Origin of the sequence: Bacteroides sp. NSJ-48, from assembly GCF_014287405.1 — a bacterium.
GTDB lineage: Bacteria > Bacteroidota > Bacteroidia > Bacteroidales > Bacteroidaceae > Bacteroides > Bacteroides stercoris.
Genome location: NZ_JACOOD010000009.1, coordinates 88,600 through 103,008 on the forward strand (window position 1 = coordinate 88,600; position 14,409 = coordinate 103,008).

The window sequence follows — 14,409 nt, forward strand, 5'->3', positions numbered from 1 at the left end:
AAGAACGAAAGTTTTTCTTCTCGATACACCTCTTTCCTATATATACTTGAATACCAGACAAGAGTGTTTGGTTGTAATTGTAAATTAATAATTATAATACTAAATATTCCAAAATAAGTGTTTTTGATATTAAAATAAAAAGTATCTTTGTTCCATACAAATTCTCCTTAAGTAATACTATTATGAAGAAACTGCTACTATTAACCATCCTGCTATGTAGCTCATTACTGTGTCAGGCACAAAAAGAGCGCATTGTCTTAGGCGATGAACAAACTTCAGAGTATTTTCCAATCCTGAAAGGAAAACGGATTGCAATCTTCTCCAATCACACCGGAATGGTGGGAGACAAGCATTTACTGGACATACTGCTGGAAAACAAATTCAATGTAGTAGCTATTTTCTCACCCGAACACGGCTTTCGCGGAGATGCGGATGCAGGAGAACACGTATCCAGTTCGGTCGACAAGAAAACGGGTGTCCCCATCCTTTCTCTTTACGACGGGAAAGACAAGAAACCGAGCGAAGCATCCATGAGAAAATTTGATATATTGGTTATTGACATCCAGGATGTAGGCTTGCGGTTCTATACCTATTATATAACAATGTGCCGGCTGATGGACGCCTGCGCCGAGTACAACCGCAAGGTATTGTTGCTGGACCGCCCCAATCCAAACGGACATTATGTAGACGGACCGATACTGGACATGAAATACAAATCCGGAGTGGGTTGGTTGCCTATTCCCATTGTACATGGCATGACACTGGGCGAACTGGCATTAATGGTAAACGGAGAACGCTGGTTACCGGCCTCACGCGTGTGCGACCTTACCGTCATACCCTGCAAGAATTATACGCACCAGACAAAATACACATTGCCCATTCCCCCCTCTCCCAACCTGCCGAACATGAAAGCCGTCTATCTGTATCCGGCTACCTGCTATTTTGAGGCCACTCCCGTCAGTCTGGGCAGAGGAACTTCACTCCCGTTCCAGATATACGGACATCCCAATATGACAGGCTATGATTACAGTTTTACGCCCAAAAGTGTTCCCGGCGCCAAAAATCCGCCCCAACTGAACAAGTTATGCCACGGCGTAAACCTCAGTAATATGAGCGACGAAGAGATTTGGAAGCGCGGTGTGGATCTGAGCTACGTAATTGACGCTTACAAGAACCTGAACATAGGCGACCACTTCTTCCGTCCGTTCTTCGAACTGCTGGTAGGAACAGACTATGTCCGTAAGATGATAATAGAAGGAAAGAGCGCCGAAGAAATCAAAAACCGCTGGAAAGGCGATGTGGAAAAGTTCAAGGAACAGCGTAAGCCCTATTTGCTTTATCAAGAATGATTATTCATACAAACCGGAACCTATTAACCAGTAAACACTAATACCCAATCAATACAATGAGCCCGTTATCCGTTATCATCACCATTGCAGCCTATTTTGCAATACTCTTCACAGTATCTTACATTGCCGGCAGAAAAGCAGACAATGCAGGTTTCTTCGTGGGCAACCGCAAATCGTCCTGGTATGTGGTGGCATTTGCAATGATTGGCTCCAGCATATCCGGAGTAACGTATGTATCCGTGCCCGGCATGGTTGCCGCAAGTAACTTCGGCTATCTGCAAATGGTATTGGGATTTATTGCGGGACAATTAATCATCGCCTTTGTTCTGACCCCCTTGTTCTACCGGATGAATCTGGTTTCCATTTACGAATATCTGGAGAACAGGTTCGGCATGTCCTCATACCGTACAGGGGCCTGGTTTTTCTTCATCTCCAAAATGCTTGGAGCGGCAGTACGCCTGTTCCTCGTCTGCCTGACATTACAACTGCTGGTATTCGAACCATTCGGATTACCTTTTATTCTGAATGTGGCCATCACCGTAGCTTTGGTATGGCTGTACACTTTCCGTGGAGGCGTAAAGTCGCTCATCTGGACGGACTCCTTGAAAACGTTCTGCCTTGTGGTATCGGTTGTATTGTGCATCTGCTACATAGCCTCCGACCTTAATTTGTCTTTCACCGGTATGCTCGGTACAATTGCCGACAGCGATATGTCCCGCATATTTTTCTTCGACGATGTCAACAGCAAGCAATACTTCTTCAAGCAGTTCTTTGCCGGAGCATTTACCATGATAGCCATGACCGGATTGGATCAGGACATGATGCAACGCAACCTCAGCTGCAAGAATTTCAAGGACTCACAAAAGAACATGATTACCAGCGTCATTTCGCAATTCTTCGTCATTCTGTTGTTTCTGATGCTGGGTGTACTGCTCTACATATTTGCCGGCAGCCAAGGAATACAAGTGGAGAAAAGTGATGAACTTTTCCCCTTAATTGCTACAGGAAATTACTTCCCCACCGTTGTAGGCATCCTGTTTATTATCGGACTGATTTCTTCGGCTTACTCGGCAGCAGGCTCCGCACTGACAGCCCTTACTACATCCTTCACCGTAGATATTCTCGGCACAAGAGGAAGGACGGAAGAGGAAATCGTAAAAATCCGGAAACGGGTACACATAGGAATGGCCGTAATAATGGGTATTACGATTTTTGTATTCAACCTGCTGAACAATACCAGTGTAATCGATGCCGTATATATTCTGGCAAGCTACACCTATGGTCCTATCTTGGGACTGTTTGCTTTCGGCATCTTCATGAAGCAGCAGGTGCGGGACAAATACATACCGTTAGTCGCCATCGTATCCCCGCTTCTTTGCTTCATCCTGCAAAAGAATTCGGAAGCATGGTTCAACGGTTATCAGTTCAGCTATGAGCTGCTTATATTCAATGCACTGTTCACCTTCATCGGACTCTGCATACTGATAAAGAAAGACAAAAAGAACATTTAACTTAATACATCATCATCATGAGTGTAAGACTCCACTTTTTGCTCAGCATGCTTGCCACCGCCCTTATCCCCCAAACGGGCGGTGCGCAAGAGCTTCCGACAGAAACCCGCCGGGAAATAGGCAAGTTTCTGGATGCCACTGCACGAAAAGAAATATCCGTAGGACATATCACCGTTGACTCTGTTGCCATAAACGGCAACACCCTGCAACTCTTTGCCAACATGAACTGTTCCTACATTCCTTTCCGTGAGGATAATGTAGCCGAAATTTACAAAGGTATCAACGCCTTGTTGCCCACCGAATTTGCAAAGTACAGGCTACAGCTACGCACCAACAGACACAGTATCGAAGAACTGATTCCCCAAGCGTTGCGTTCGAAAAAAGACAAAAAGGCTCTTACATTCAGCCAGGATGTAGAAAAGCCTCTGGTAACCAAAGTTTCCAGACCTTATACTCCAACCAACGGACTGCAAAACCGTCATATTGCCTTATGGCAAAGCCACGGTTTTTACTACGAACCGAAACTCAACCGCTGGGAGTGGCAGCGTGCCCGCTGTCTGCAAACCGTGGAAGACCTGTATACACAGAGCTTCGTATTGCCCTACCTTGTTCCGATGCTGGAAAACGCCGGAGCCAATGTACTGCTTCCGCGTGAACGCGACTGCCAGACTGCCGAAATCATTATCGACAATGACGGTTGCCTTAACACCAACTCTACCTATACCGAACGTACCGCAGACAAGGTATGGCTGCAAGGCACAGGAAAAGGCTTCGCACATCTTCGCCCGCAATACATAGATTTTGAAAATCCTTTTAAAGAAGGTACATTCCGTATCGCAGAAACCGTCAAAAAAGGAAAAGAAAGCACGGCCGAATGGATTCCCGAAATACCTCAAAACGGACAATATGCAGTCTATGTATCCTATCAGACTGTTCCCAACAGCAGTGACGATGCCCTTTATACCGTTTATCATAAAGGCGGGGTATCCCAATTCAAAGTCAACCAGAAAATGGGGGGCGGCACTTGGGTTTATCTGGGAACTTTCGGTTTTGATGCCGGAAAAAGCAATGCCTGCAAGGTGACTCTGAGCAACCGTTCTGCCAAAGCCGGACAAATAGTCACAGCCGATGCCGTAAAGATTGGCGGCGGCATGGGAAACATTGCCCGCCGCATCTCTGAGGAAGGGGCAACCGATAATTTGAAAAGCTCCGACAAAACTGTCAACGCATCAGATGCAGCAAAGAATATACCGGCAGCATATCAACCGTCCTATATCACCGAATACCAAAAGAGCGGTTATCCACGTTTCTGCGAGGCCGCCCGTTACTGGATGCAATGGGCCGGCATTCCGGACAGCGTATATTCCGAAAGCCACGGAAAGAATGATTACACGGATGATTATAAAAGCCGTGGAATATGGGTGAACTACCTGGCGGGCGGTTCTGCCGCCAACCCCACGGAAAAGGGGTTGAATATTCCGGTAGACCTGGCGTTTGCCTTCCACTCGGATGCAGGAACTACCCTCAACGACTCTATCATCGGAACACTCGGCATCTATCAGACCGATGCCTACAACGGAGTATTTGCCAATGGGGCATCACGCTATTTGTCTCACGACCTGACAGACCTGATTCAATCCAATATCGTACGCGACATCCGCACACTGTATGAACCCCGATGGACCCGCCGCGGCAAATGGAATCAATCATACTATGAAGCCCGCGTTCCACGCGTACCGACCATGTTACTTGAGTTGCTTTCTCACCAGAACTTTGCCGATATGCGTTACGGTATCGACCCGCGCTTCCGATTTACGGTAAGCCGCGCTATCTACAAAGGAATGTTGCAGTTTCTCTGTTCGCAATACCGTATGGATTATATAGTACAGCCCTTGCCAGTAGACCACATGGCATTGCGCATGATCGGTGAAAATGAAATCGAGTTGACCTGGGAGGCTGTAAACGACCCGCTGGAACCGACAGCCGCTCCCGAGAAGTACATCGTTTATACGCGTATCGGCAACGGTGACTTCGACAACGGCACAGTAGTGGATAAAAACAGTTACCGCACCGTTCTTCCCGCCGGTATCGTATGCAGCTATAAGGTAACCGCCCTCAACAAGGGTGGTGAGAGCTTCCCTTCTGAAATTCTTTCGGCAGGACAGGCTTTCAACAGCAAAGGTGCAGTATTGGTCATCAACGGATTCGACCGCATCAGTGCTCCCGCCGACTTTGTAGCCCCTGCACCTGCCGACACGCTACTTGCAGGTTTTCTGGACGATTTGGACCATGGAGTGCCTTATATCAAAGACATCAGCTACATCGGAAAGATGAAAGAGTTCCGCCGTTCCATCCCCTGGATGGACGATGACGCATCCGGTTTCGGCGACTGCTACGGCAACTACGAAACACAGGTTATCGCCGGAAATACATTCGACTACCCGGCAGTGCACGGAGCTGCCATACTGAAGGCCGGTTACTCCTTCGTTTCATGCAGTGATGAAGCTGTTGAAAACGGACAAGTTGTCCTGAACGACTACACATACACCGACCTTATTCTCGGCAAAGAGTGCCAGACCAAGATAGGCAGAGGCGGAATAAAGCCTTTGGAGTTCAAGACATTCAGCAAACCGATGCAAGACTGTATTACAGCTTACTGTAGCCAAGGCGGCAATATCTTTATATCAGGCGCCTATGTAGGAACCGACTTATGGGATAACCGCCTGATTCCCGCCAATGAAGAAGACAAGAAATTTGCTACGGAGGTTCTGAAATATAAGTGGCGTACAGGACAAGCCGCCACAATGGGTAAAGCGAAGTGCGTAGCTTCCCCTTTCCCTTCTCTTTCGGGAAACTATACTTACCATAATGAGCTTAATTCGGATTCTTACGCAGTGGAGTCCCCTGACGCCATCGAGCCTGCTACGAAAGAAGCGTATACCATAATGCGCTATTCGGAGAATAACCTGAGTGCCGGAATTGCCTATCAGGGCGAATATAAGACATGCGTCTTAGGATTCCCTTTCGAATCGCTTCGTACGGCAGAAGAAAGAGCATCTCTGATGGACGCTATTCTGACATTTTTCAACAGCAGTACCAAGAAATAAAGAATAATTTATAAAACCAATCATCATTTATGAACCGAAGACTATTCACCAGCGTCCTGTTTGCCTGCCTGCTACCGTTTATGGTGCAGGCACAGCAGGCCGTGTTCCGCTTCGCACAACTGACGGACATCCACTTAAGTCCGAACAACCCCAATCCTACGGAAGATTTATTGCGTTCCATTGCACAAATTAATGCAACCGACAGCATCGATTTCGTATTGGTGACAGGCGACATTGCCGAAGAGGGCGACCGCACCACCATGAAAAAAGTGAAATCATGCCTCGACCTGCTGAAAGTGAAATACTATGTAGCACTGGGTAACCATGAAACCAAATGGAGCGATTCCGGCTGTACTGCCTTCGGAGAGATATTCGGCGGCGAACGGTTTGAATTCGAACACAAAGGTTTTTTGTTCCTCGGTTTTAATTCAGGCCCGCTGATGCGTATGGCATACGGCCATGTTGTCCCTCAGGATATCCGCTGGATGACGGAAACGATGGACCGGTACAATGCCGGCAATTCCCGGCCGGACAAACCTGTAATACTTGTTACCCACTATCCGATGACGGAAGGCGATGTGGACAACTGGTATGAAGTGACGGATGCCGTGCGACCATACAACATACGCCTGTTTATAGGCGGACACTACCACCGCGACCGCGACTTGCGCTATGACGGCATTCCGGGTATCCTGATGCGCAGCAACCTGCGCGACAAGGATGAAAAGCCGGGCTACGGCATTTATGAGATTACAGAAGATTCCATCCTCGTTTATACACAACGCATCGGAGAGCCCAAAAGGCAATGGGCCGCATTCTCGCTGACGGATTCATACTATGACCGTAATGGGAAAGCCGAAAAATATCCCGACTTCTCCGTAAACAAAGAGTATGCACAAGTACAAGAGCAATGGATAGTGCAAACCGGAGCCGGCATCTACTGTTCACCGGCAGTGGAAAAAGACAAAGTATTCGTTGGCGACGACCTGGGACGCCTCACTGCCTATGCCCTTAAAAACGGCAAGAAACTATGGAGTTTCCAATCCGGAAAAAGAATTGTCGGGACACCTGCCGTAAGCGAAGGAATTGTCGTATTCGGTTCCGCCGATTGTAAGATATATGGTCTGGATGCCCAAAACGGTAATCTGTTATGGACAGTAGAAGCTGCCGAACCTGTATTGGGAGCAGTGACAATAGAGAACGGAATTGCCTATATCGGTGCCAGCGACCACACTTTCCGTGCCGTAAACATCCGTACCGGAGAGGTGAAATGGGCTTTTGCAGGCGTAAGAGGCTACATCGAGACCAAACCTTTGGTAACGGACAATAAAGTTATCTTCGGCGCATGGGACAATACCTTATACGCTTTAAATAAAGCAGACGGCAAGGAACTATGGAAATGGACAGGCGGACTGACGCGCATGCACTTCTCCCCTGCCGCCGTATGGCCGGTGGCAGCCGATGGAAAGGTATTCATTACCGACCCGCAACGTGCCATGACCGCCATTGACATAGAAACGGGCAATACCGTATGGCGTACTTTCCAATCCATGGTACGTGAGACAATAGGATTGTCCGAAGACAAAGAACGTATTTACAGCAAGACCATGAACGACAGTATCGTATGTTACTCCACCAAAGGTAACCAACCGCACAAACTGTGGGCATCCAATGTAGGCTTCGGCTACGAGCATGCTCCTTCCATGCAGGTAGAAAAAAACGGAGTCGTATTCGGAAGTACCAAAGAAGGACTTATCTTCGCGCTGGAAGCCGCGACTGGCAAAGTGCTGTGGAAACACAAAACAGGCAATTCGCTCATAAGCACAGTGGTACCGCTCGACAATAACCGGGTGCTGTTTACCGCCACGAGTGGAGAAACCGGAATGCTGAAGTTTAAAATAAAAAAATGAGAATTTTAAAATAATACCTTACAGATATGAAGAAGATTGATTGCTTTATTCCTTTTGCAGGAAAAGAACAGGCTGAAAAGACAGTACAAGGATTACAGGCTACAGGCCTTATCGGTAACATCCGTTTAGTTACGACAGACTCTACGCTCGAGCCATTGCCCGGTTGTGAGATGTTATCCGTAGACATGCCATACAGCAGTACTACCATGAAAACCATTGCCGAAAAAACCGATGCTGAATATACATTGCTATACACCAAAGAAACGACTCTTGAACTGGGTATGTTCGCCTTGGAACGCATGATGCACATTGCAGAAGATTCGGATGCAGGAATGGTCTATGCCGACCATTACCAGATAGCCGACGGCAAGCAGACGAATGCTCCGGTCATCGACTATCAGTTCGGCTCGCTGAGAGACGATTTCAATTTCGGCTCGGTACTCCTTTTCAATACTTCAAAGCTAAAAGAGGCAGCCTGCCGCATGAAATGCAATTATAACTTTGCCGGCCTTTACGACTTACGACTGAAGCTGAGCCAAAAGGCAGACCTCGTGCATATCAATGAATATCTGTACAGTGAAGTGGAAAACGATACACGTAAGAGCGGCGAAAAGATATTCGATTACGTCGACCCGAAGAACCGTAACCGTCAGATTGAAATGGAAGCGGCATGCACGGAACATCTGAAAGAAATCGGTGGCTACCTGAAACCGGAGTTCAAGCAGATTGAGTTCTCTGCCGGAAATTTCGAATACGAGGCATCCGTTATCATCCCCGTACGTAACCGTATACGTACCATCCGCGATGCTATCCGTTCCGTACTGGACCAGAAGGCAGACTTCAAGTTCAATCTTATCATCATCGACAACCACTCCACCGACGGAACGACAGAAGCCATCGACGAGTTTAAGAATGACGAGCGCCTCATCCATATCATCCCCGAACGCAACGACCTCGGCATCGGCGGTTGCTGGAACATGGGCGTACACCACCCCAAATGCGGCAAGTTTGCCGTACAATTGGACAGTGACGACGTATATGCCGATGAAAACACATTGGCCACCATGGTACGTGCTTTCTACGAACAGAACTGCGCCATGGTAGTAGGTACTTACATGATGACGGACTTCAACATGAACATGATTGCTCCGGGCATCATCGATCACAAGGAGTGGACACCGGACAACGGACGTAACAATGCCCTCCGTATTAACGGTCTGGGTGCGCCGCGCGCATTCTATACTCCGGTACTGCGCGAAGTAAAAGTGCCCAATACGAGCTATGGCGAAGATTATGCCCTTGGACTGAATTTCTCCCGCCAATACCAGATAGGCCGTGTCTATGACGTTGTTTACAACTGCCGCCGCTGGGACGACAACTCGGATGCCTCATTGGACATCGTCAAAATGAACGGGCACAACCTTTACAAAGACCGTATCCGCACGTGGGAGTTGCAGGCACGCATTGCTATGAACAAGAAAAACGGTAAATGACCTATGAATCAAACCATACACAATCTTCTAACCGAACAGCTTGCTTCCTGGGAAACGGCGCGTAATAACTACGCCGCCCTTTCCGGAGTGCAGGTGAAAGAACTGAATGTAAACGGCACCCTTTATAAAGTACAGTTCAATCCGGCACGTATCGTATCTTCCGGAGCCAAAGTAGATGCAAAGTCCATTAAGGAACGTAAATGCTTTCTCTGCCCCGCCAACTTGCCGGCAGTGCAAAAAGGCATCCCGTTCGAAGGACACTACAACATATTGGTCAATCCGTTTCCCATATTCCCCCGTCATCTGACGGTACCGGAAACCGCACATGTCGCCCAGCGCATAGCTCCCCGCTTCGGGGATATGCTGGACCTGGCACGGCAACTGACCGACTACACCATTTTTTACAATGGTCCCAAGTGCGGCGCTTCCGCTCCCGACCACGCCCACTTCCAGGCCGGTAACAAAGGTTTCATGCCTATTGAACAAGACTGGCGTGGACAAGTAGCAGGTAAAGTAGCCGACTACGGTCAGGCCACCCTATGGTGGCTGAACGATGCCCCGCGCACTACGCTCGTCATCGAATCTGCTGACCGCAAGACGACGATTAAGCTGTTCGACACCGTTTATCACTCACTGGACATACAGCCCGGTGAAGACGAACCGATGATGAATGTCCTTGTAATGTACGAAGACAACAAATGGATTGTATTTGTCTTTCCTCGTGCCAAGCATCGTCCGGCATGTTATACGGCCGAAGGCGACGCCAACCTGCTGAGCAGTCCTGCCTCCGTAGACTTAGGCGGCGTATTCATCACCCCCGTCGAGAAAGATTTCATCAAAATAACGGCAGAAGACATCGCACAGATATTGAGTGAAGTATGCCTTTCTCCCGCAGATTTCCAAAAGGTGCGGAAACGCATCCAAAGCCAACTGTAATATCCGTCACCCCCTTAAATAAATAAGTATGAAAGAGCCCAAAGTAGAAGTCGGCATCCTATTCGAGCCACAGATAGAATTTATCCTGCTTACCCCCTACCACGTATCCGGCAAGGAAGTCAACGACAAGCAGACTGTTACCTACGACGAAGGTAAAATCCTTTGGAACGGCAGGCAATATGACGAATTAGTGTTTGAACCCCTGCAAGAATCCGTTGCGGCATTCGAGTTGCTGGACGTGACTATCGGGATAAACTTCCACTGGGAACGCAAAGAAGACCAACGCTTCCAGGGTTCTTTAAAGATTATCGTAGAGAACGGCAAGCTGACTGGTATCAATGTCATCCGCGTGGAAGATTACCTGACCAGCGTCATCTCCAGCGAGATGAGTGCAACCGCTTCTCTGGAACTGCTGAAGGCACATGCAGTTATCTCGCGCAGCTGGCTGCTTGCAAACCTTTCCGGTTTGCAAACTGACAAATTACAACTGCCTGTTGGTAATGATACCATACGGAATAAAAACGCAAACCAAGACAACGCAGCCAATTGCCAACTGTCAACTGCCGACTGTCAATTGAAATGGTATGAGCGCGACTCCCATACCCATTTCGACGTATGTGCGGATGACCACTGCCAGCGCTATCAGGGGATAACGCGCGCTTCCACCGATATAGTCCGCCAGGCGATAGCCGCCACCCGCGGACAGGTACTTATCTCAGAAGGCAAAATATGCGATGCCCGCTTCTCCAAATGCTGCGGCGGAGCATTCGAAGAGTTCCAGTATTGCTGGGAAGATATCAAATATCCCTATCTTGCCAAACAGCGCGATTATCTGACAGGAAATGAAAAGACTGCTCCCGAACTGCCCGACCTGACTCAGGAGTCCGAAGCCGACCGCTGGATACGTACTTCCCCCGAAGCATTCTGCAATACCACGGATAAGAAAATCCTGTCACAGGTTCTCAACAATTACGACCAGGAAACCACCGATTTCTACCGTTGGAAAGTAGAATATACTCAAGACGAACTCTCTGCCCTCATACTGAAACGCTCCGGCATAGACTACGGGCAGATAATCGACCTTGTTCCCGTGGCCCGCGGCACCTCCGGACGCCTTTGGAAACTGAAAATCGTAGGTACGAAGAAGACGCTGACTATCGGGAAAGAACTGGAAATCCGCCGGACGCTTTCTCCTTCACACCTTTACAGCTCCGCCTTTGTCGTAGACCGTGCAGAAGTGTCGGAAGCCGGCATCCCCGGGCGTTTCATCCTCACCGGAGCCGGATGGGGACATGGCGCAGGTCTCTGCCAGATAGGTGCTGCCGTAATGGGAGAACAAGGATACAAATACGATGAGATATTGCTGCATTACTACATCGGCGCCAGTATCGACCAACTATATGACTAATCCTATAACAGAAAAACAATTGACAGAATGAACAATATCAAGAAAATATCCCCCTGGGCATGGGTCCCTACCTTATATTTCGCACAGGGTATCCCCTACTTTATCGTAAACAACATCTCCGTACTGATGTTTGCCAAAATGGGTGTACCCAATGGAGACATGGCGCTATTTACCAGCCTGCTGTATCTGCCATGGACTATCAAACCCTTCTGGAGTCCGTTTGTAGACATTATCAGAACCAAAAGATGGTGGGTAGTTTCCATGCAGATTCTTATGTCGATAGCTTTCATCCTGCTGACCCTGACCATTCCGCATCCGGACGAAGCGACCATGGCGGCGGGCACGACTCCTATCAGTATGTTCACCGTAACCTTGATACTGTTTATCATCACGGCATTCGCTTCCGCCACACACGATATTGCCGCAGACGGGTTTTATATGCTGGCATTGAAATCGGGCGAGCAGGCTGAGTTTGTCGGTATCCGAAGCACTTTCTACCGCCTTGCGTCTATCTTCGGACAAGGAGTGCTCGTAGCCATTGCCGGTGCCATCGAACTGAAATACGACAACATTCCGCTGTCGTGGACTATCACGATGCTGGTTACGGCCGTTATGTTCAGCATAGTAAGTTTTTATCACCTTTTCATGATACCCAAACCGTCTTCCGACAAATCAGTCTTGGCCCCGGGAACAGCCGGTGCCAAGGCTATTTTCAAGGAGTTCGGACGCACTTTCGCCACCTATTTTACCAAACCGGGTGTACTGCTTGCCATTGTATTCATGCTGCTCTACCGGCTGCCCGAGGCATTCCTCATCAAGATGTGCATGCCTTTCCTTGTTGCCGGTAAAGAGGCGGGAGGCTTAGGGCTTTCCACGGCAGAAGTAGGCATCGTATACGGCACTATCGGTGTGATATTCCTCACATTGGGCGGTATTCTCGGCGGCATATTCGCATCGCGCATCGGATTGAAGAAATCCATCTGGTGGATGGCGGCATGTATGACACTTCCCTGCCTGACTTTTGTCTACCTGGCTATTTGCCAGCCCGAAAACCTGTTTGCCATATCAACGGCGATTGCTATCGAACAGTTCGGCTACGGCTTCGGTTTCACAGCCTATATGCTCTATATGATGTATTTCTCCGAAGGCGAGTTCAAGACATCACACTATGCTATCTGCACCGCATTCATGGCGCTGAGCATGATGATTCCGGGCATGTTTGCCGGTTACATTCAGGAAGCTATCGGCTATACCAACTTCTTCTGGATGGTAATCGCATGCTGCATTGCCACTGTGATAGTCACCGTCTTTGCCGACAGGCGGATAGACCCCGAATACGGCAAGAAATAAAAGATTGATAAACGAACCATAAAGATACCCATTATGAAAAAACATCTCGTTCTCTGTATCCTTTGCACCCTTTGCTGCGTGGCATACGCACAGAAAATAAAAATAAAGACCGGCATCGAAGTGCTGAAAGAGCAAAACTTCAAATGCCTGGAAGGTAAACGTGTGGGACTGATTACCAATCCTACGGGAGTAGATAATCACATGAAATCCACCATCGATATTCTGCACGAAGCGCCGAACGTGAATCTCGTGGCACTCTATGGTCCGGAACATGGCGTACGCGGCGATGTACATGCCGGCGATCACGTAACGGACATCAAGGATGCCTCAACCGGACTGCCCGTCTATTCCCTCTACGGCAAGACACGTAAAGCGACTCCGGAGATGCTGAAGGACATTGACGTACTGGTATACGACATCCAGGACATCGGCTGCCGCTCATTCACCTACATCAGTACCATGGGACTTGCCATGGAAGCCGCTGCCGAGAACGACAAGGAATTTATCGTACTGGATCGCCCCAATCCCGTAGGCGGATTGAAGATAGAGGGTAATCTGACAGAAGATGACTGCATTTCCTTTGTCAGCCAATTTAAAATTCCGTACCTTTACGGACTCACTTGCGGTGAGTTGGCTTTCATGCTGAATGGGGAAAAGATGCTGAAAGACGGCAAGCAATGCAAATTGCAGGTTGTAAAGATGAAAGGCTGGAAGCGCAAGATGGACTATACACAGACCGGATTGCAGTGGGTTCCTTCTTCTCCGCACATTCCGCACCCGCACTCCGCATTTTTCTATCCCGTGAGCGGCATTTTGGGAGAGTTGGGCTATATGTCTATCGGAGTAGGTTACACGATTCCGTTCCAGATGTTCGCTGCCCCGTGGGTGGAAGCCGAGAAGCTTGCCAGAAACCTGAACGGGCTGAACGTACCGGGTATCGTCTTCCGACCGATGTACCTGAAACCGTTCTACTCCGTAGGTAAAGGAGAGTTGCTGCAGGGCGTGCAAGTGCACATCATGGATTTCGGCAAAGCACCGCTAAGCGAGATACAGTTCCTCGTAATGCAGGAAGTAGCCGCGCTCTACCCCGACCGTGCCGTATTTGACCATGCGGATAAAGGCCGTTTCGCCATGTTCGACAAGGTAAGCGGCTCAAAACAGATACGCGAACGCTTCAGCAAGCGCAACCGTTGGGAAGACATCCGCGACTATTGGTACAAAGATGTCGAGGAGTTCCGTAAACTGTCGAAGCAGTATTATTTATATAAATAATTTGACAAGTATAAAAAACGGTAAGTCGCATACTGAATATCATTCGGTTGTATATTGAATGCACTTCCCTATA

General features: G+C 48.5%; 9 protein-coding genes. All 9 read left to right on the plus strand.

The window, feature by feature from the left end:
- Positions 1 to 182 precede the first annotated feature (182 nt).
- Genes H8S52_RS06385 through H8S52_RS06425 form a run of 9 tightly spaced genes read left to right on the plus strand, consistent with a single transcriptional unit; the run spans position 183 to position 14,336 of the window.
- Positions 183 to 1,349, plus strand: coding sequence for an exo-beta-N-acetylmuramidase NamZ domain-containing protein (locus H8S52_RS06385; RefSeq protein WP_117984502.1), 1,167 nt, complete (start codon positions 183 to 185; stop codon positions 1,347 to 1,349).
- A 56-nt stretch (positions 1,350 to 1,405) separates the two neighbouring features.
- Positions 1,406 to 2,860, plus strand: coding sequence for a sodium:solute symporter (locus H8S52_RS06390; protein WP_005656211.1), 1,455 nt, complete (start codon positions 1,406 to 1,408; stop codon positions 2,858 to 2,860).
- 17 nt (positions 2,861 to 2,877) lie between these two features.
- The gene (locus H8S52_RS06395; RefSeq protein WP_117984504.1) at positions 2,878 to 5,967 is read left to right on the plus strand and encodes a xanthan lyase; all 3,090 of its coding nucleotides are present in this window, start codon (positions 2,878 to 2,880) and stop codon (positions 5,965 to 5,967) included.
- Positions 5,968 to 5,996: 29 nt separating this feature from the next.
- Entirely contained in the window at positions 5,997 to 7,877 is a 1,881-nt protein-coding gene (locus H8S52_RS06400) for a PQQ-binding-like beta-propeller repeat protein (protein WP_186909489.1), read from the plus strand.
- A 26-nt stretch (positions 7,878 to 7,903) separates the two neighbouring features.
- Positions 7,904 to 9,370: a glycosyltransferase family A protein gene (locus H8S52_RS06405; RefSeq protein ID WP_186909490.1), complete on the plus strand. Its 1,467-nt coding sequence runs from the start codon at positions 7,904 to 7,906 to the stop codon at positions 9,368 to 9,370.
- 3 nt (positions 9,371 to 9,373) lie between these two features.
- On the plus strand, positions 9,374 to 10,306 hold the full coding sequence (locus H8S52_RS06410; protein ID WP_117984509.1) for a DUF4922 domain-containing protein: 933 nt from the start codon (positions 9,374 to 9,376) through the stop codon (positions 10,304 to 10,306).
- A gap of 28 nt (positions 10,307 to 10,334) precedes the next feature.
- Positions 10,335 to 11,714 carry a SpoIID/LytB domain-containing protein gene (locus H8S52_RS06415; protein ID WP_186909491.1) on the plus strand — a complete coding sequence of 460 codons (1,380 nt, stop codon included), beginning with the start codon at positions 10,335 to 10,337 and terminating at the stop codon, positions 11,712 to 11,714.
- A gap of 27 nt (positions 11,715 to 11,741) precedes the next feature.
- Entirely contained in the window at positions 11,742 to 13,064 is a 1,323-nt protein-coding gene (locus tag H8S52_RS06420; RefSeq protein WP_186909492.1) for an MFS transporter, read from the plus strand.
- 33 nt (positions 13,065 to 13,097) lie between these two features.
- The gene (locus H8S52_RS06425) at positions 13,098 to 14,336 is read left to right on the plus strand and encodes an exo-beta-N-acetylmuramidase NamZ domain-containing protein (RefSeq protein WP_117907468.1); all 1,239 of its coding nucleotides are present in this window, start codon (positions 13,098 to 13,100) and stop codon (positions 14,334 to 14,336) included.
- Positions 14,337 to 14,409 lie beyond the last annotated feature (73 nt).